Source organism: Burkholderia sp. Ax-1724 (assembly GCF_011752995.1).
In the GTDB taxonomy this organism is placed as follows: Bacteria; Pseudomonadota; Gammaproteobacteria; order Burkholderiales; family Burkholderiaceae; genus Paraburkholderia.
The window spans coordinates 122,972-139,913 of sequence record NZ_VWWL01000009.1; the positions used below are offsets into that span (position 1 = coordinate 122,972).

General features: G+C 64.6%; 15 protein-coding genes. 14 read left to right on the forward strand and 1 reads right to left on the reverse strand.

The window, feature by feature from the left end; all coding sequences use genetic code 11:
• The first annotated feature begins 122 nt into the window (after window positions 1-122).
• From F3J19_RS12535 to F3J19_RS12575, 9 genes are all read left to right on the forward strand, one after another.
• Window positions 123-305: a CsbD family protein gene (locus tag F3J19_RS12535; RefSeq protein ID WP_167041581.1), complete on the forward strand. Its 183-nt coding sequence runs from the start codon at window positions 123-125 to the stop codon at window positions 303-305.
• A 248-nt stretch (window positions 306-553) separates the two neighbouring features.
• Window positions 554-1,639, forward strand: a complete 1,086-nt coding sequence (locus F3J19_RS12540; protein WP_167041584.1) for an AI-2E family transporter — start codon at window positions 554-556, stop codon at window positions 1,637-1,639.
• 73 nt (window positions 1,640-1,712) lie between these two features.
• Complete coding sequence (locus F3J19_RS12545) at window positions 1,713-2,624, forward strand: LysR family transcriptional regulator (protein ID WP_167041587.1); 912 nt, start codon at window positions 1,713-1,715, stop codon at window positions 2,622-2,624.
• A 194-nt stretch (window positions 2,625-2,818) separates the two neighbouring features.
• Window positions 2,819-3,733, forward strand: a complete 915-nt coding sequence (locus tag F3J19_RS12550; RefSeq protein ID WP_167041590.1) for an SMP-30/gluconolactonase/LRE family protein — start codon at window positions 2,819-2,821, stop codon at window positions 3,731-3,733.
• A gap of 150 nt (window positions 3,734-3,883) precedes the next feature.
• Window positions 3,884-4,678 carry an SDR family NAD(P)-dependent oxidoreductase gene (locus F3J19_RS12555; RefSeq protein WP_345891027.1) on the forward strand — a complete coding sequence of 265 codons (795 nt, stop codon included), beginning with the start codon at window positions 3,884-3,886 and terminating at the stop codon, window positions 4,676-4,678.
• A gap of 109 nt (window positions 4,679-4,787) precedes the next feature.
• A complete protein-coding gene (locus tag F3J19_RS12560) occupies window positions 4,788-6,173 on the forward strand; it encodes an MFS transporter (protein WP_167041596.1) in 1,386 nt (461 codons plus the stop codon).
• Window positions 6,174-6,224: 51 nt separating this feature from the next.
• Window positions 6,225-7,157 (forward strand): 3-keto-5-aminohexanoate cleavage protein, encoded by a 933-nt coding sequence (locus tag F3J19_RS12565; RefSeq protein WP_167041599.1) that lies wholly within the window; start codon window positions 6,225-6,227, stop codon window positions 7,155-7,157.
• Window positions 7,158-7,280: 123 nt separating this feature from the next.
• On the forward strand, window positions 7,281-7,823 hold the full coding sequence (locus tag F3J19_RS12570; protein ID WP_167041602.1) for a carboxymuconolactone decarboxylase family protein: 543 nt from the start codon (window positions 7,281-7,283) through the stop codon (window positions 7,821-7,823).
• Window positions 7,824-7,919: 96 nt separating this feature from the next.
• The gene (locus tag F3J19_RS12575) at window positions 7,920-8,798 is read left to right on the forward strand and encodes a helix-turn-helix transcriptional regulator (RefSeq protein ID WP_167041605.1); all 879 of its coding nucleotides are present in this window, start codon (window positions 7,920-7,922) and stop codon (window positions 8,796-8,798) included.
• Between the two features lie 117 nt (window positions 8,799-8,915).
• On the opposite strand, the gene F3J19_RS12580 is transcribed toward F3J19_RS12575, so the two are convergent.
• Window positions 8,916-10,505, reverse strand: coding sequence for a DHA2 family efflux MFS transporter permease subunit (locus F3J19_RS12580; RefSeq protein ID WP_167041608.1), 1,590 nt, complete (start codon window positions 10,503-10,505; stop codon window positions 8,916-8,918).
• A 664-nt stretch (window positions 10,506-11,169) separates the two neighbouring features.
• On the opposite strand from F3J19_RS12580, the gene F3J19_RS12585 reads away from it, so the two are divergent.
• The 5 genes from F3J19_RS12585 (at window position 11,170) to F3J19_RS12605 (ending at window position 16,876) form a co-directional block, all read left to right on the forward strand.
• Entirely contained in the window at window positions 11,170-12,447 is a 1,278-nt protein-coding gene (locus F3J19_RS12585) for a VRR-NUC domain-containing protein (protein ID WP_167041611.1), read from the forward strand.
• Entirely contained in the window at window positions 12,428-13,591 is a 1,164-nt protein-coding gene (locus F3J19_RS12590) for a type VI immunity family protein (RefSeq protein WP_240158905.1), read from the forward strand. The genes F3J19_RS12585 and F3J19_RS12590 overlap by 20 nt, the downstream gene beginning before the upstream one ends.
• Before the next feature lie 256 nt (window positions 13,592-13,847).
• Complete coding sequence (locus F3J19_RS12595; protein ID WP_167041614.1) at window positions 13,848-14,519, forward strand: dienelactone hydrolase family protein; 672 nt, start codon at window positions 13,848-13,850, stop codon at window positions 14,517-14,519.
• A 187-nt stretch (window positions 14,520-14,706) separates the two neighbouring features.
• Window positions 14,707-15,759, forward strand: a complete 1,053-nt coding sequence (locus F3J19_RS12600; protein ID WP_167041617.1) for a rod shape-determining protein — start codon at window positions 14,707-14,709, stop codon at window positions 15,757-15,759.
• Between the two features lie 328 nt (window positions 15,760-16,087).
• Window positions 16,088-16,876 carry an alpha/beta hydrolase gene (locus F3J19_RS12605; RefSeq protein ID WP_167041986.1) on the forward strand — a complete coding sequence of 263 codons (789 nt, stop codon included), beginning with the start codon at window positions 16,088-16,090 and terminating at the stop codon, window positions 16,874-16,876.
• Window positions 16,877-16,942 lie beyond the last annotated feature (66 nt).

Sequence of the window (16,942 nt, forward strand, 5' to 3'; positions counted from 1 at the left end):
AATCGCGGCATGCGACGAAAGCGGTTCCTGAGCCGCACGCCGAGGCGCGTCGCGAGCCGCGCACGGCGGTTCAGGCAAGGCCGCTGCCCGGGTTGCCGTTTCAATCCCACGAGGACAGCGCCATGAACAGAAATCGGGTAGAAGGTACAGCGAAGGAACTGAAGGGCTCGATCAAGGAAGCGATTGGCAAAATTACCGGTAATCGCGTGCAGCAGGCCGAGGGTGCGGCGGAAAAGCTTGCCGGGCGGATGCAGGCCAAGGTCGGCGAGGCGGCCGATGCGATGCTCGAACAGCTGAAGAGTTGACGTTTTCTCACGTTGCGCGGGGGTTTCCCTTGCCGTACACCGTTGCGTGCAGACAGTGCGCAGGCGGCGGCCCGCGCGCAACTGTGCGTATGAGCACGCGCAAGACCGCGCGCAGGACCACGGACACGGCCCACGCCGCTCGCGCCCGCGAACCCTCCGGTCACACGCGGCCCGCGCGCACCTGATACAGTCGGATGTCCCCGGCGCCGGTAAGGCGCCGGATCACATCGCCTATTCGAGGACGGTTCATGCTGGGATTCGATGTCGGCACGGCCAGGAAAGTCTGGACCGCGGCCCTGCTCGCGTTGCTGTTCTTCGTCATCTATGTCGCGTCGACGACGGTGCTCGTCATCATCTTCGCGGTGTTCTTCAGCTATCTGATCTATCCGATGGTCGCGCTCATCGAGCGTGTGAGACCGCGCCGCGTGCCGCGCGTCGCCTCGATCGCGCTCGTGTTCGTCGTCGTGGTCGCGCTGCTCGCGGTGGTCGGCTCGCTGTTCGGCGTGCAGTTGCAGGATCAGGCGACGCGTCTGCTCGCGCAATTGCCCGAGCTGATGCGCACCGACGTGCCGAACCGCCTGCCGCTGCCGCATTTTCTCGAACCGCTGCGCGAGCGCATCGTCGACTTCGTGCGCAGCCAGATCGAGACCGGCTCCGACAAGGCCGTGCCGGTGGCGCGCAGCCTCGGCCTCGGCGTCGTGCATGCGGCGAGCAACCTGATCTATCTGGTGCTGATTCCGATCCTGAGCTTTTTGCTCATCAAGGACGGCGCGCACATGCGCGATGCGTTTCTCGCGCTGCTGAACCGGCGGCATCGCGCGCTGTGGAGCGATATCGTCGACGACGTGAACGTGCTGCTCTCGAAGTACGTGCGCGCGATGCTGTTTCTGTCGCTCGCGACGCTGCTGTGCTACGGCGTTGCGTTCTCGCTGCTCGGCGTGCCGTACGCGTTTCTGCTTGCGGTCAGCGCGGGCCTGCTCGAATTCGTGCCGTTCGCGGGGCCGCTCGCCGCGGTCGCGATCACGCTCGTGGTCGCGGTGTTCAGCGGCTATTCGCATCTGCTGTGGCTGGTGATTTTCATCGGCCTGTACCGGCTCTTCCAGGACTACGTGCTCAATCCCTATCTGATGAGCGAAGGGGTCGAGGTCAGTCCGTTTCTCGTGATCGTCGGCCTGCTCGCCGGCGATCAGCTCGGCGGCGTGGCGGGGATTTTTCTCGCGGTACCAGTGATCGCGATGCTGAAGATCGTGATCGGGCGGGCGCGGGTTTTCTACGCGACATCGCACGATGAAGGGGACGCCGCGCGGCGCGTGCCAGTGGAGAAGACGGATTGACGGAGCGCGGCGGGGCGCAACGGTTCTGGTATCTTGACGCGCAATCCAGTTCCGACGTACCGCTCGCTCCCTCATGGCGCTCACCTTCAATCTGAACAACCTCATCACGTTTCTCGCTGTTGCCGAAACGCTCAGTTTCCGCCGCGCGGCGGAACAGATTCACACGTCCCAGTCCGCTGTCAGCGCCCGCATCGGCCAGCTCGAAGATCGGCTTGGCGTGCGCCTGTTCCATCGAACGACGAGGCAGGTCACGCTGACCGACGAAGGGCAGCAACTGTTCGTCGTGGCCAAGACGGCGGTCGAAGACATGGAGCGGGTCGCCGAATCGTTGCGCAAGAAAGCGGCTTTGCAGAGCGGCGAACTGACGATCGCCGCCGTCCCGTCGATTGGACAGACGGTGCTGCCGACTATCATGGGCGAGTTCCATCGCCGGCATCCGGGCGTGACGCTGAAATTGCTCGACGTGGACTCGCGGCGCTGCATCGAGATGATGGAAGCGGGCGTGGTCGATCTGGCGATCGTCTCGGATCTCGAAGACCGTCACCACACGGTTTTCGAGCCGCTCTTCTGGGACGAATGTTTCCTCGTCGTGCCGCGAACGCATCCGCTCGGCGAGCGGCGCAGCATTTCCCTGCGCGAAGCCGCGCAATACCCCCTGATGGCGAGTCCCAGGGGGACGACCCTATGGCAGATCATCGAGCGTGCGTTTGCGGCATGCGGCGCCACGCCCGTCGCGCATCAGGAAACCTGGAACATGTCGACTCTCGTGCGGCTGGTCGAAGAGGGTTTCGGCATGGGCATCGTGCCCGAGATCTGTCTCGGCAAGCTCGACGTGTCGCGCTGCACGGTCCTGTCGCTGGAAGAGCGCGTGGGCCGCATGATCGGCGTGGCGCGCCTGACGGATCGCTCGGAAACGCCCAGCAGCGCGGCGTTTCGCCAGTTGCTCGGCGAACGGACGCCGCCGCTGCGGGCGGCGCGCCCGTAGCAAGCATCGCTGGGGTTGCGTCGTCGGCTCCGCGCCGATTGTGCGCCGATTGATCGGATTTCAGCATCAATCGATAAGAAACGAGCGATTGTGGGCGCTTCACGCTGTCGACATAATCGCTTCAACAAGGCCGGCTAGCGCGTTGCCGTAGCGGCCGCAGATCAAGAATACGAAACTGCTGGAGACACATTGCCATGTATGCAGAGCCGAGGCGTATCAAGACGGAAGTGTTCGCGAGGTTGCCCGACGAATTCAGGCAGCCGCAGGCCTCGTCGGAGTGGCACGCCCAGCAGCCGGCCGGCATGCCCGGCCATTCCCTGCTCGAAGGTCCGTCGTTCGACCGGCACGGCAACCTGTGGTGCGTCGATATCCCTTGGGGCCGCATTTTCCGCGTCAGTCCCGAAGGCCGCTTCGAGTTGATGCACACCTATGACGGCGAGCCCAACGGCCTGAAAATCCACGAGGACGGCCGGATTTTCGTCGCCGACTACAAGAACGGCATCATGCTGTTCGATCCCGTAGAAAAGACCGTGCGGCCCGTGCTGGAACGGGTTCATCTCGAACGGCTCAGGGCCGTCAACGATCTGGTGTTCGCCTCGAACGGCGATCTCTACTTTACGGATCAGGGTCTCTCGGGCCTGCACAATCCCAACGGACGGGTCTTCTGTCTGCGCAAGGACGGGCAGATCGATTGCCTGATGGACAACGTGCCGAGTCCCAACGGACTGGTGCTGAACCGCGAGGAGTCGGCGCTCTATGTCGCCGTCACGCGGGCCAATGCCATCTGGCGCATTCCGTTGTTGCGCGGTGGCCGGACAGCCAAGGTCGGGTGCTTCATCCAGATGTCCGGCGGCGGCGGCCCGGACGGGCTCGCGCTCGACGAGGACGGCAATCTGGCGGTCGCGCATGTCGGTATCGGCGCGGTGTGGCTGTTCTCGGCGCGCGGCGAGCCGATGTACCGGATTCAGTCCGAGATCGGCTATCACACGACCAACGTCGCCTACGGCGGCGCCGAGCGCAAGACGCTGTTCATTACGGAATCGGAAAGCGGCACGATCCTGACGGCGGCCATGCCGGTGGCAGGGCGTCGGATGTACTCCGGCGTTTGAGCGCCGACTCGGGACCCTGGGCTTAGTCAGGGTCGACGCCGGCATCGGGAAGCAGGAATTTAAGTTAGTTATCCATATAAGTTGGACGGCAGCGGTGCTGCACGCGATGTCCACGATATGGCGGATGACCATGAAGAACGGAGAAGAAGCGTGCTGAGATTCGAGAACAAGGTGGCGATCGTGAGCGGCTGCGGTTCCTCGTTGCCGGGCTGGGGAACGGGTAAGGCGATTGCCGCGGTGCTGGCGCGCCAGGGCGCCCAGGTGGTGGGGCTCGATGTGAACGAAGAGGCGCTGGCCGACACGCGCGCCGTTATCGAAGGCGAGGGCGGCAAGCTGAAGGCCATGCTATGCGACGTGACGGACCCGCGCAGCATCGACCAGGTCGTGCGTCAGACGCTCGACGCCTACGGCCGCATCGACGTGCTCGTGAACAACGTCGGCGTGTCCGCGCCGGGCAACGTGGTCGATATGAGCGAAGAGCTGTGGGACCGGCAATTCGACATCAATCTGAAGAGCGTCTTCCTGATGTGCAAGGCGGTCCTGCCCGTGATGGACCGGCAACGCAGCGGCAACGTCGTCAACGTTTCGTCGCTCTCGGCGTTGCGCTACAGCGGCAAGCCGCAGATCGCCTACTCGTCGAGCAAGGCGGCGCTGATCCAGTTCACGCGGATGGCCGCCTTGATGCACGGCGAAAACAATGTGCGCCTGAACTGCGTCATTCCGGGGCTGATTACCACGCCGCTGGTCCAGCGCCTCGCCAACCAGTTCGGCGGCGGCGATTACGAAGCCTATCTCAAGCGCCGCAACGCGCAGGTTCCGCTGGCTCAGGAAGGGGACGCCTGGGATGTCGCCAACGCGACGGCATTTCTGGCGTCCGACGAGGCGCGCTATATCACGGCGACAGAAATTCTGGTCGACGGGGGCTCGGCCTCGACCATGCGTTAGCCACGAGCAGAAGCAACACACACGCACCGTACACGCAACGCACACGCAATGCCCCTACAGCGACACGACAAGAATCGCTGACACATGCCAATCATGATCGGAGACAGACATGCAACCCACCGCGTACGCGGCTAACCGGCTTGACCGCCTGCCTTTGAGCGGTTTTCACTGGCGTCTTCTGTGCATCATCGGCTTCGGCCTGTTCCTCGAGTTTTTCGATCTGTACACCGGCGGCGCGATTGTCGGCGTATTGCTCAAGCAGGGATGGTCGACGCTGCAGCTCAATGCGCTGTTCGGCACGCTGACGTTCGCCGGCCTGACCGTCGGCGCGCTGCTGGCGGGGATCATCGGCGACCGCTACGGGCGGCGCGTCGCCTATCAGATCAATCTCGTCGTCTTCGGTATCGCGTCGTTTGCGGCGGCGGTCGCGCCGAACATGTACTGGCTCAGCGCGATCCGTTTCGTCATGGGGCTCGGCATCGGCGCCGAGGCGGTCATCTCGTACGGGATGCTCGGGGAATTCGTGCCGCCGGGCTATCGTGGCCGCATGCTGGCCTTTCTGTCGGTGTTCGGCAACTCGGCGGTGTTTGTCGGCTCGCTCGTGAATCTCTGGGTCATTCCGCATTTCGGCTGGCGCTACGTATTCGTGATCGCAGGCGTTCTGGCCGTGGTGCTGTGGATCATGCGCCGCTCGATTCCCGAATCGCCGCGCTGGCTCGAAACCCAGGGCCGGATCGACGAGGCCGAGGCGGTGCTGCAGCGGATCGAGCGCCGTGTGGCGCGCGGCGGCGAACTGCCTGCCTATGCGCGCGAACTGCCCGCGCCGGCGCCGCAGGTTTCCATTGGCGTATTGTTCGCGCCGCCGATCCTCGGGCGCACGCTGGTCGGCTCGGCGATCCTCGTGTGCATCGGCTTCAGCATCTACGGCCTGATCAACTGGCTGCCGACGTTCTTCATCCAGCAGGGCTTCGACATCGTCAAGTCGCTGACGTGGACCACGGTCATCACGCTGGGCGGCCCGGTGGGCTCGCTGCTCGGCGTCGCGGTGTCGGACCGGGTGGGCCGTCGTCCCGCGATCATTACGTCGTGTCTCGTGACCGCGGTGTGCGGCCTGATCTATCAGCAGGTCGACTCGGCGTATGCGCTGATGGGCGTCGGCTTTCTGCTCGTCTGCTCCATCTACGTGCTGGTGGCGGTCGGGCAAGGGGCTTACGTGCCGGAACTGTTCTCGACGTCCTATCGCCTGCGCGGCACCGGCGTTTGCATGACGGCGGGACGGCTGGCCAGCGCGGGATGCCAGTTCTTCATCCTGTGGCTGTTCACGACGGGCGGGGTGCTGATGGTGGTCGGTTCGGTGGTCGCCGCGCAGTTGCTGCTCGCGTTCGCGGTGTGGGCCATCCGGATCGAGACGCGCGGCAAGCGGCTCGAGGAACTCGATTCGGGCGTGCGTGGCGGCGCGCTCACGGACAGTCACTCCTACAGCCGCGGTCAATAACACTGACGGGCGTATCGCGCATGATGCGTCCGCTTATCCCCTGGAGGTCACATGGGTTCATCACGCAAGGTCATCATTACCTGCGCCGTGACTGGCGCGATTCATACGCCCACGATGTCGCCGCATCTGCCGGTCACGCCCGACGAGGTCGCGCAGGCGTCGATCGGCGCCGCCGAAGCCGGCGCGGCGGTCATTCATCTTCACGCGCGCGACCCGCATGACGGCCGTCCGACGCAGGACCCGGCCGCTTTCGCCGAGTTTCTACCGCGCATCAAAAGCGCGACCGATGCCGTCATCAACCTGACCACGGGCGGCAGTCCGCATATGACGGTCGAAGAGCGCCTGCGTCCGGCCACGCACTATCGGCCCGAACTCGCCTCGCTCAATATGGGCTCGATGAACTTCGGGCTCTATCCGATGCTGGATCGTTTCAAGGAATTTGCCCACGCGTGGGAGCGCGAGCATCTGGAGCGCAGCCGGGACCTGGTGTTCAAGAACACGTTTGCCGATATCGAGTTCATTCTCAAGACATGCGGCGATAACGGCACGCGCTTCGAATTCGAGTGCTACGACACGTCGCACCTGTACAACCTCGCGCATTTCGTCGACCGCAAACTGGCGACGCCGCCATTCTTCGTGCAAACGGTCTTCGGCCTGCTCGGCGGGATCGGGCCGCACCCCGAGGATCTGGCGCATATGAAGCGGACCGCGGACCGGCTGTTCGGCACCGACTTCGTATGGTCGGTTCTGGGCGCGGGACGCCATCAGATGCCGCTCGCTTCGATGGGCGCGGCGCAGGGCGGCAACGTACGGGTGGGACTGGAAGACTCGCTCTGGATCGCGCCTGGCGAACTGGCGCAAACCAATGCCGCCCAGGTCCGCAAGATCCGGCAGATACTCGAAGGCTTGTCGCTCGAGGTCGCCACGCCCGCCGAGGCGCGAGCGATGCTGGGCCTGAAAGGCGCGCAGAACGTCAACTTCTGACGAGGCTCGCGCCGGGCTGCCGTCAACCAGAATATGAGCCGAAAGCAAGCCGCAAGCCGATGTCGTCGGAGCATGACAGCGGTGGTCGATAGCGGCTTTTCCCCACCTCTACCGGAGTTCAGTATGGCTAACATTACGTATGTACCGATCGATCTCGCCGAACCCAGGGAGATCGTCGACGCGGTTCGCGCACGCCGCGGCGGAACGCTGTCGCATCTCGACCGCATTCTGCTGCATAGTCCGAACCTCGCGCAGGGATGGAACACCTACCTCGGTGCCGTGCGGCAACGGCTGTCCATCGATGCCAGGTTGCGTGAAATCATTATTTGCTGCGTCGCTTCACTGAACGACGCGGAGTACGAGTTTTATCACCACGCGCCGGAATTGCTGAAGGCGGGCGGAACGCAGCAGCAGGCGGATGCGTTGCGCAACGTCGAGGCCGCGGTGGCCGACGAGCATCTTTTCAGCGCAAGCGAACGCGCGGCGATCCGGTTGACGCTTGAAATGACGCGTGACGTCAAGGTCAGGCCCGACACGCTGGCACAGGCGCGAGCGGCGCTGGGTAGCGATCAGGCGATCGTCGAGGCGATTGCGACGGCTGCCGCGTACAACATGGTTTCCCGCATGATCGTCGCCTGCGGCATCGAGCCGGAGTCGGGGCATTGAGTTTTTCGGCGGCCCGCCGCCACAGCCTGGCGGGCCGGTCTCGCGCGCATGCTAATCTTGCTCACTTTGCAGAAGTCATACGGCAGAGCAGATAGCATGATGGAAGCCTTCGATCCGGACGGCATCGGGCAAGCGGTCTTCGTGGTCGGCGAGCGCCACGAGATGCTGGACGAACCCTGGCGCGCGCATCGGCGCGCCACGCTGATTCACGTGAACGACGGTGTGCTGACGGTGCGCACCGAAGCCGGCCGTTGGGTCGTGCCGCCCGGCCGCGCGCTGTGGATCGCCGCGGACACGCGGCATTGCCTGCGCGCGGCGCGTCCCGTGGAACTGCATGTGCTTTATGTCGCGCCGGATTGTGCGGCGGATCGCGCGCCGTTTTCCGCTAGCGAGGATGCGTCGCCGTTCGGGTTCGCATCCGCGTCTTTATCTGCGTCGTTACCCGCGCGTTTCTCCACTTCATCGCCCGCTTCGCTGCCGACCTCTACGCCATGGCCCGCGCAAACCGGCGCGCTCGTTCCGGATGCGCTCGTGCAGGCGCTGCTCGCCGTCGCGGCCGGTTTGCCGCACGATGTGCCACTCGACGAACCCGCGCGCCGCCTTCTGCACGTGCTGCTGGACCGCCTCGCGGTCTTGCCCGCGGCGCCGCTTGGTTTGACCTGGCCGCGCGATCCGCGCGCGCAGCGGATCGCCGATGCGCTCAGCGCCGATCCGGCGCAATCGCTGATACTTGAGGAACTCGCCGCGGCTGCGGGCGTGACGGCCCGCACGGCCGCGCGTCTGTTCGCGAAGGAAACCGGGCAGACCTTCGGGCAATGGCGCCAGCAACTGCGCCTGCTGGCCGCGCTCGAACATCTCGGCGCCGGCGAAAGCGTCACGCAGGTGGCGCTCGCAGTCGGCTATAGCGATGTGTCGTCGTTTATTGCCGTGTTTCGCGAGGCGTTCGGCGATACGCCGGCGCGGTATTTTCGCTGATGCGATGTTGACGCGATGTTGCCGCGACCGCGTTGTTAAGTTCACTGTCTGGTACTGAGTGCCGAGTCGCCTCGCATCGCTCAACCCCCCGCGCACCATTCCCGCCGCTCCCTCGACTCAATGCGCTCCCGCCGCACCCGGCCCGCCGCCGCCTTTCACCGGCCGCGTGATCCAGATCAGTGGAATGATCAGCACGAAAATAATCGCCGAGATAAGGAAGATGTCGTTCAGGCCCATCATCGCCGCCTGCGTGTTGACCGTGAAATCGAACAGCGCATTCGCCGACTGCGCGTTCAGATGCAGCAGCGCTTGCGTCGTGTCGATCTGCTGCGCGAACACGGGGTTGCCGATCGACGCCTGCTCCGTGAGCCGCACATGATGGAGCACCGTGCGGTTGTTCCAGGCCGTGCCCGCGAGCGACGTGCCCACCGCGCCGCAAAACACGCGCACGAAATTCGACAGACCCGCCGCCGCCGGAATCCGGCTCGGCGGCTGGCCCGACAGGATGATCGCCGTGAGCGGCACGAAGAACATCGCCATCGGAATGCCTTGCAGCAGCGTCGGCAGCACGAGATGCCACGTGTCGATTTCGATCACGTATTTCGAGCGCATGTAGAACACGATTGCGAAGCCGACGAACGCGAGCGTCGAGATCACGCGCGCGTCCGAGCGCGGCAGCACGCGGCCCATGACCGGCGCGAGAATCACCGCGAACACGCCGAGCGGCGCGGTGACGAGGCCGGCGTCGACCGAGCGGTAGTTCAGATACTCCTGCATCCATTGCGGCAGCAGCACGAGATTGCCGAAGAACACGCCGTACGCGACTGAAATCGCGATCGTGCCGCCGAGAAAATTGCGCTGCCGGAACAGCCGCAGATCGACGATCGGGTTCTCCTCGGTCAACTCCCACACAAGGAAAAACGCGAAGCTGATCAGCGCGACGAGGCCGAGCGTCGCGATCACCGGCGACGAGAACCAGTCGAGGTCCTTGCCCTTGTCGAGCATGATCTGCAGCGACGCGACCCACGTAATCAGGAGGCCGAGGCCGATCACGTCGATCGGCGGCTTGCGCGTGGGCGATTCGCGGGTGCGGTAGATCATCCACGTGACGCCGCCCGCGAACAGGCCGACCGGAATGTTGATGTAGAAGATCCACGACCAGCTGTAGCTATCCGTGATCCAGCCGCCGAGCGCCGGGCCCGCGATCGGGCCGACGGTCGCGGTCATCGCCCACAGCGCGAGCGCGGTCGAGGCTTTCTCCTTCGGATACGAGCCGAGCAGGATCGCCTGCGAGAGCGGAATCAGCGGACCGGCCACCGCGCCCTGGAAAATCCGCGCGATCAGCAGGACCGGCAGTGTCGGTGCGATGCCGCACAGCCACGAGGCGAGCGTGAACGCGAGGATCGCGCCGACGAACAGCTTGACCTGGCCGATGCGCTGCGTGAGCCAGCCGGTCAGCGGAATCGACACGGCATTGGCGGCCGCGAATACGGTGATGACCCACGTGCCTTCGTCGACCGAGACGCCGAGATTGCCTGAAATCGTCGGGATCGCGACGTTCGCGATCGAGGTGTCGAGCACGTTCATGAACGTGGCGAGGGCGACCGCGAAGGTCGCCAGCACGAGTTTGCCGCCTTCGAGGGGCGGCGGCGGTGCGGGAGGCGGTGGAGGCGGCGCGGAAGCGGGCGCGTCGTTGGGCTGGGTCAAGCGGTTTCTCCGGATACGGTGCGGCCAGTGAGGCGGACGGACCGCGTCTGCGCGTTGCGCCGATGATGTGCCGCGCGAGAGTGGGCGGCGGGTCCGTCGGGTACTCGTCGGAGCATACCTGTATTCGGGTTGAGGCGTCGGCGAGGCGGGCGGTGCAGGGCTGACCGGCGAGACCGGCCCATGGTGGCGAGTGTCGTTGCCTCGGGGCGACGGAGCGATTCACTGTCGGGAATGCCTTTCTCCAGAAATTTCAGGATTTCTCACAATCCCGACCATGGAAGGATCGTTGTCGCGGGCATGGATGTGCTGCGCAGGTCATGCGGCGAAAAGTCAAACAGGATGGCGTCTTTGACGGGTTTCAGGGAGCGCCGACCCGGTTTGCACGGCAGAGAGCTTGGGCTGGTTTGCAGAATCGTGTCGTTGCTTTTCCGTGAGAAGTTGGGAACGATCACACGCCATGCATCCGCAAGCCTGGCCTATCCGGCCCCGGGTGCGCCGCTCGGGGTTGCCGCCGTGGGAGCGGCGCGAAGAACCACGCGCTGAATAGCAGGGGAACCGGCGGTGTCATGGCCGAAGGTACGCCAGGAAAACGTCAGGTGTACGGATGGAGTTTTTTGCCGGCTACATCGCCGAATAACGCGGACGGAAAGGAGACTATGAGGTTATGGCAGCACAGATGATTCCCGTTGACACAACGGTGACCATTCGGGAGGACATACCCAAATACGTCCGTCTTCCGCATCAGGCGATGGGTTACCTCGAAGAAAAAATCCGCTCGGCGATGTGGTGGCCCGAGGTACTGCGGGTGCAGAGACCGGATGGGCTCGTGGGAACGAGCCTGCTCAAGCAGATTGCAATGAGCGCGGCGATTCGCGCGGATGAAAGGAAGCATGAGTTCTGCTGGCGGTATAAGGCTGAGGTGTCGTTTGATATGCGGCCTTGGCAAACAAGCAGACGTGCAAAAGCGCCAATTCCTTTTCTGAGCAAGACCGACGGCGACACCCCCGGGCGCCGCCACAGCCAGAACCCGTTTCCTCTGCCCGGCAGCCTTGCGGGCGAAGTCCGCCGCCCGGATGTGGTGATCGTCGAGAACGAGGGCAACCGGTGGCCAGGGCGCGGAGCAGTCGATCACGACGGGATGGCGCAGTGGCCGAACCTGCTGAGGCTCGTCGAGGTCAAGTTTCCGGGAGACACCTGGGGAAAGGGACAGGAAGAAGACTATGTAGGGATAGCCGGCGATAACCACCACATGACTGTGCTGAAGGTCTCGGGCGGTGAGGAGCATGCGAAAGAGCTGGTCGAGGCGGCCATTGCCGCCGGATTCCTCGGCAAGGTCGCCGGCAGGCTGCTGCTGCGCGCCCGGCTCCGCTCGAAGATACCCGTCCCGCAAGCCGCATGGTTCGAGCCGTGGAGCGCGCTGGAGGGCGCAGCCGGTTCGGCCGCGAGCGGTGTGGCGGCGCTGTGGGATACGGCGGCACAAGGGGTCCGCGAGCTTTCTGCCGACACCCAGGTCTGGCTGCGTCAGAGCGCGCAGTGGCTGTTCGAGCAGGGCCGGTGGATAACGGAAGCGAGTGCCGCTGGCCATGACCATGAATGGCACTACCTCGACGACACAAACCAGGCCGTGTCGCGCTACACCGCTGCTGAACTCAAGGCCGCATGGCAGCAGATCAGACAGCAGACCGACCTGACCGTCCAGCAACTGCGGCAGATCGACTGGGGACAGGTGTGCATCACCATGTCCGGGGGGATGGCCGTGGTTGTCCTCGTCATCGATGGGGTTCTCGTTCCCGTCGTGCTGACGCAGGCTCTGGTCGGCGCGCTGGCCGCGCTGGTGGCGATCACCGCGACAGCGGGCGACGCGGCGCTGATGGCGGCACTGACCAGCCCACCCAATTTTTCTTTTACTTCAAATGGATCACATGATGAATTCTTCCCATAAAAAAACGGTGCTGACACCGGCGGAAGCCTTCAGCCGCTATGGCGAGGAACTATGTCAGCACGACAACCGGGGCGGCGGGCTGGTGATCTTCCCCGGCGTGATCGGCACGGTGTTCTTTGAACGCGGCTCGAAGCCCGATGTACGCCAGGGACTGTTCGCCTGCTTCGACCGTTTCGAACAACTGTTTGGTCACTACCTGAAAGGCGGCAGGAATGGCGATGACGGCCGCTTCAGCCGGAAGACACCACGCGGGGTCGAGGCGATCCGCCGGGCAATTCTGGAAGTCCCGCCAGAGGTCAAGCTGGAAGTCGTACGCTCCAGCGCGATCGATGAGGATAGCGCTGCGGCCTATCAGATCGAGACGCTGACCGATGTAGCGGTAGCCGAGGACTATACCGATCCGTCAGGATTTTCCGTGAAGAAAGGGCAGGACTGTGGTTTGTCCTACCTGAAATTCTGGATGCCGATGGATTTCGTGAACACGCCCGAAGGTGTCTGGAGCTACGAAGCGTTCCTGCGCTTTGTCTGCGAACAGCTTCCGGTGCGGGGCGGCTACGGCGGTCTGTCGTCCATCCTGCCATACAGTTTCCACGAGTACATGCCGCAGGAATGGGCGCTCGCGCAGCGGTTCAGCGGGCTGGAAATCGACAGCTATGCCTTTCTACAAAAGCAGGAATACGACACCATGTCGTACGAGGGTCAATCGACCGACCACATGACGGCGATTTATGAAGATATTCGTCCCGGCGCCAAAGTCGGGCATTACGGCTTCATCAAGGGCGTGAACTGGTACACCCTTATCGGCGACCTGTTTGTCGACCGCCTCGGCGGGGAAGCCGCCGTGCGAGCCCAACTGGCACGGCCTGACATTGGCATCGAGCGGGTCGGCCACTGCCTGCTGATCCGCGCGGGCGACTTCCCCCGCCTCGGCGCGCCTGAGGAGGGACTTCCCGAACCCTACGTGTTCGTCAATCGCGTGCTACGCGTGCTGCGTAATCCCGCGCCTCCCTCGCTGCACACCAACGTGCCGGGCGCCGACCATGCCGACCCCGACGGCACCCGGCGATGGGAAGCCCGCTTTGATCTGCCCGGTGCGCCTCCCTTGCCGCGCACGCCTGAAATCGTCCCGCCGAAGAGAAACTGACCCAGCAAACTGATCCAGGACAACGACATGGATTTTATTCGGCTCGGCGACACCACCGACCACGGCGGCAAGGTCGCCATCGTGTCGAATCCAGCCATGTGAGTCTCACTCCGCCCCGAACACGAAAAAGTCCGCCTTCCCAGCACAAACCCACCCCACAGCGTATGCTCGCGCCTGAGGCCCCACGCGTCGTCTTCGCGTTCAGCAGCAGGGCCGCGCAACCCACCACGAATCCAACGCTAGAAAGGACCCCCCCATGAACTGGGAACAATTCGAACATGGCTGGCGGCGCGCGCCGGTGAATGCGCCCGCAACGAGTCTCGTCGTGCTGATGCACGGTGTCGGCAGCAATGCGCGCGACCTGATGCCACTTGCCGATATCTGGAGCGAGAGCCTGCCCAAGGCGGCGTTCGTGTCGCTCGACGGCACCGAGCCGTTCGATGGTGGCTTCGGCGGCCGTCAGTGGTTCAGCCTGCGCGACGTCAGCGAGGCGAACCGCGCGGCGCGCGTCGCCGCCGCGTATCCGGCGCTGCGGCGCGTGCTCGACGCCGAACTCGCGCGCTGCCAGCTGTCTTTCGAAAAACTCGCGCTCGTCGGCTTTTCGCAAGGCTCCATCATGGCGCTGCATCATGTCGCGGAAAATCCGCAGGGCGCCGCGGCGGTCGTCGCCTATTCGGGGCGGCTCGCCTCTGCCATCACCGCGCATAACGACACACCGCGCGCCACGCCGCTCACGCTGATCCACGGCGAGGACGACAACGTGATCCCGGTGCGCGAACTCGAGCACGCCGCCGCCGCGTTCAGCGCGGCTGGTTATCCGGTCGATGCCTATGCGCTGCCCGGCGTCGGCCACACGATCACCGGCGAAGGCGTCGCGCTCGGCGGCGCGGCGCTGCAGCGCGCGCTCGATGCTGTGTCGCGCAATTGACACAGCGCTGATCGAAAGTGTCTCTAAAGGTTTCGATCCGCTTGCCGTTACAGGCTTAATGGATCGAGAATCATCTTCACCGCGCGCAAGCGCAACGCCCAGCCGGGCGTGGCGCGCGGTTCGGAGCACCGGGGGCGCATTCCAGACCCGCCTGAGACGGTGGATCACGACATATCAGAGCCTGCCTATGGCCACATCGACGCCGCATTACCCGCTTTTCGAGCGACTGTTCCGTCACTCCGTGGCGGTAGACCTCGGCACAGCCAATACGCTCATCTATACCGACGACGGCGGCATCGTGGTGAACCAGCCGTCCGTGGTCTGCTTCGAGAAAGAGCCGGCGACCGGACCGAAGCGCATCGCAGCGGTCGGCACCGAGGCGCGTCAGCTGCTCGGCCGCGCACCGCTCAATCTCGAAGCGGTGCGGCCGATGCGCCACGGCGTAATCGCCAATTTCTCGGCCGCCGAACAGATGATCCGGCAATTCGTCGACATGGCGCGTCCGCGCTCGCTGTTCAGCCGGCGCGCCGCGTTCACGGTGTGCGTGCCCGAAGGGGCGACCCAGGTCGAGCGGCGCGCGATCCGCGAGGCCGCCGAGGCGGCCGGCGCGTGGAAGGTCAGCCTGATCGGCGAATCGCTCGCGTCGGCGCTCGGCGCGGGCTTGCCGGTGAGCGAGGCGATCGGCTCGATGGTCGTCGACATCGGCGGCGGCACGACCGAAGTCGGCGTGATCGCGCTCGGCGGCGCCGCGTATAGCGGCTCGGTGCGCGTCGGCGGCGACAATTTCGACGCGGCCATCGTAAGCTACGTGCGCAATCTCTACGGCGTGCTGCTCGGCGAGCAGACGGCCGAGCACGTGAAGAAGAGCATCGGCTCGGCCGTGCACGACGTGCCGCTCGAACAGATGAGCGCGACCGGCCGCAGCGTCGACGACGGCTTGCCGCGCACGGTACAACTGAGCAACCGCGATGTCGCCGAGGCGATCGAGGGGCCGCTGCGTCAGGTGATCGGCGCGGTGAAACGCGCGCTTGAACTGGCGCCGGCCGAACTGGTCACCGATATCGCGCACAACGGCATCGTGCTGACCGGTGGCGGCGCGCTGCTCGGCAACCTCGGACAACGCCTCACCGATGAAATCGGGCTGGACGTGTATGTCGCCGACGAACCGCTGACCTGCGCGGTGCGCGGCGCAGCGGCGGCCGCCGCGACGGGCCTGCTTGACGAAGCCGGGTTCGAGTGAGCGGGGCGGGGCTCGTGCGTGTTTGTTGGTGCGTTCGCGTTAGCACCCTTGCGCAATGACGTGCCGGTGAGCAGGTCGATGAGCCAGCCCATGCGGGCTGATTGAGGCGTTCGACAGCGCTTATGTGACAATACGTCCCACGTCCCACTTTCAGGGATGCCAACGCGCTTCTTTTTCCAACGTTTTTTTTGCCGGCGCCACCGAATCCGCGTAGCGTCGCGCCGTCAGTGAACCACTCGTGAATCAATCCGTTTCCGCTTCGTCTGCCTCGTCCACTTCCTCCGCCTCGCCCTCGTCATCCTTTATCGAATTGCAGAACGGTTTGCGCATGCCCTATGTCGAAGCGGGCGAGGGCGAACTGCTGCTGTTCGTGCACGGCTCGCTATGCGATTACCGGTACTGGCAGCCGCAGCTTGCGGGTCTGTCGAAGCGCTATCGCTGTGTCGCGGTGAGCCTCACGCATTACTGGCCGGTGACCGACAGCGGCCAGGACCTGCCGTTCAGCTGGAGCGGACACGCGGACGAAGTCGCGGAATTCATCGAGCGTTTCGGCGCGGGACCGGCGCACGTGGTCGGGCATTCGCGTGGCGGCTGTGTGGCGTTCCATTTCGCGCGGCGTCACCCCGAGCGCGTGCGCACGCTGACGCTCGCCGATCCGGGCGGGCCATTGCAGATCGCCGGCCGTCCGCCCGCGCGTCTGCCGGAAACGGTCAACGCGTTGCGCGCGAAAGCGGCGCAGCTGATCGAAACGGGCGAGGTGGAAGCGGGCCTGCAACTGTTCGTCGATTCGGTGAGCCGCCCCGGTTTCTGGGACATGAGCACGCCGGGCTTTCGCCGCATGGCGACCGATAATGCGCATACGCTCGCGCGGCAATTCCGTGATCCGCTGCCTACGTACGTGCCCGAGGAAGCGGCCGAGGTGCGCTGCCCGGTGCTGTTGATCGATGGCGAGAAGAGCCCCGACATGTTCCGGCGCACCGTGACCGCATTGCAGGGATGGTTGCCCGATGCGCGTCGCGAGACGGTGCGCGGCGCGTCGCACGGCATGAATCTCGCGCATCCGTCGGCGTTTAACCGCTATGTCGACGAATTCGTCGAGGCGATGAGCGTGCGCTGAAGATGCGGTTGCAGTGAGAACATCACGGGCGATCGGTGGGCGTGCGCTTCACCGATTGCCCGCGAG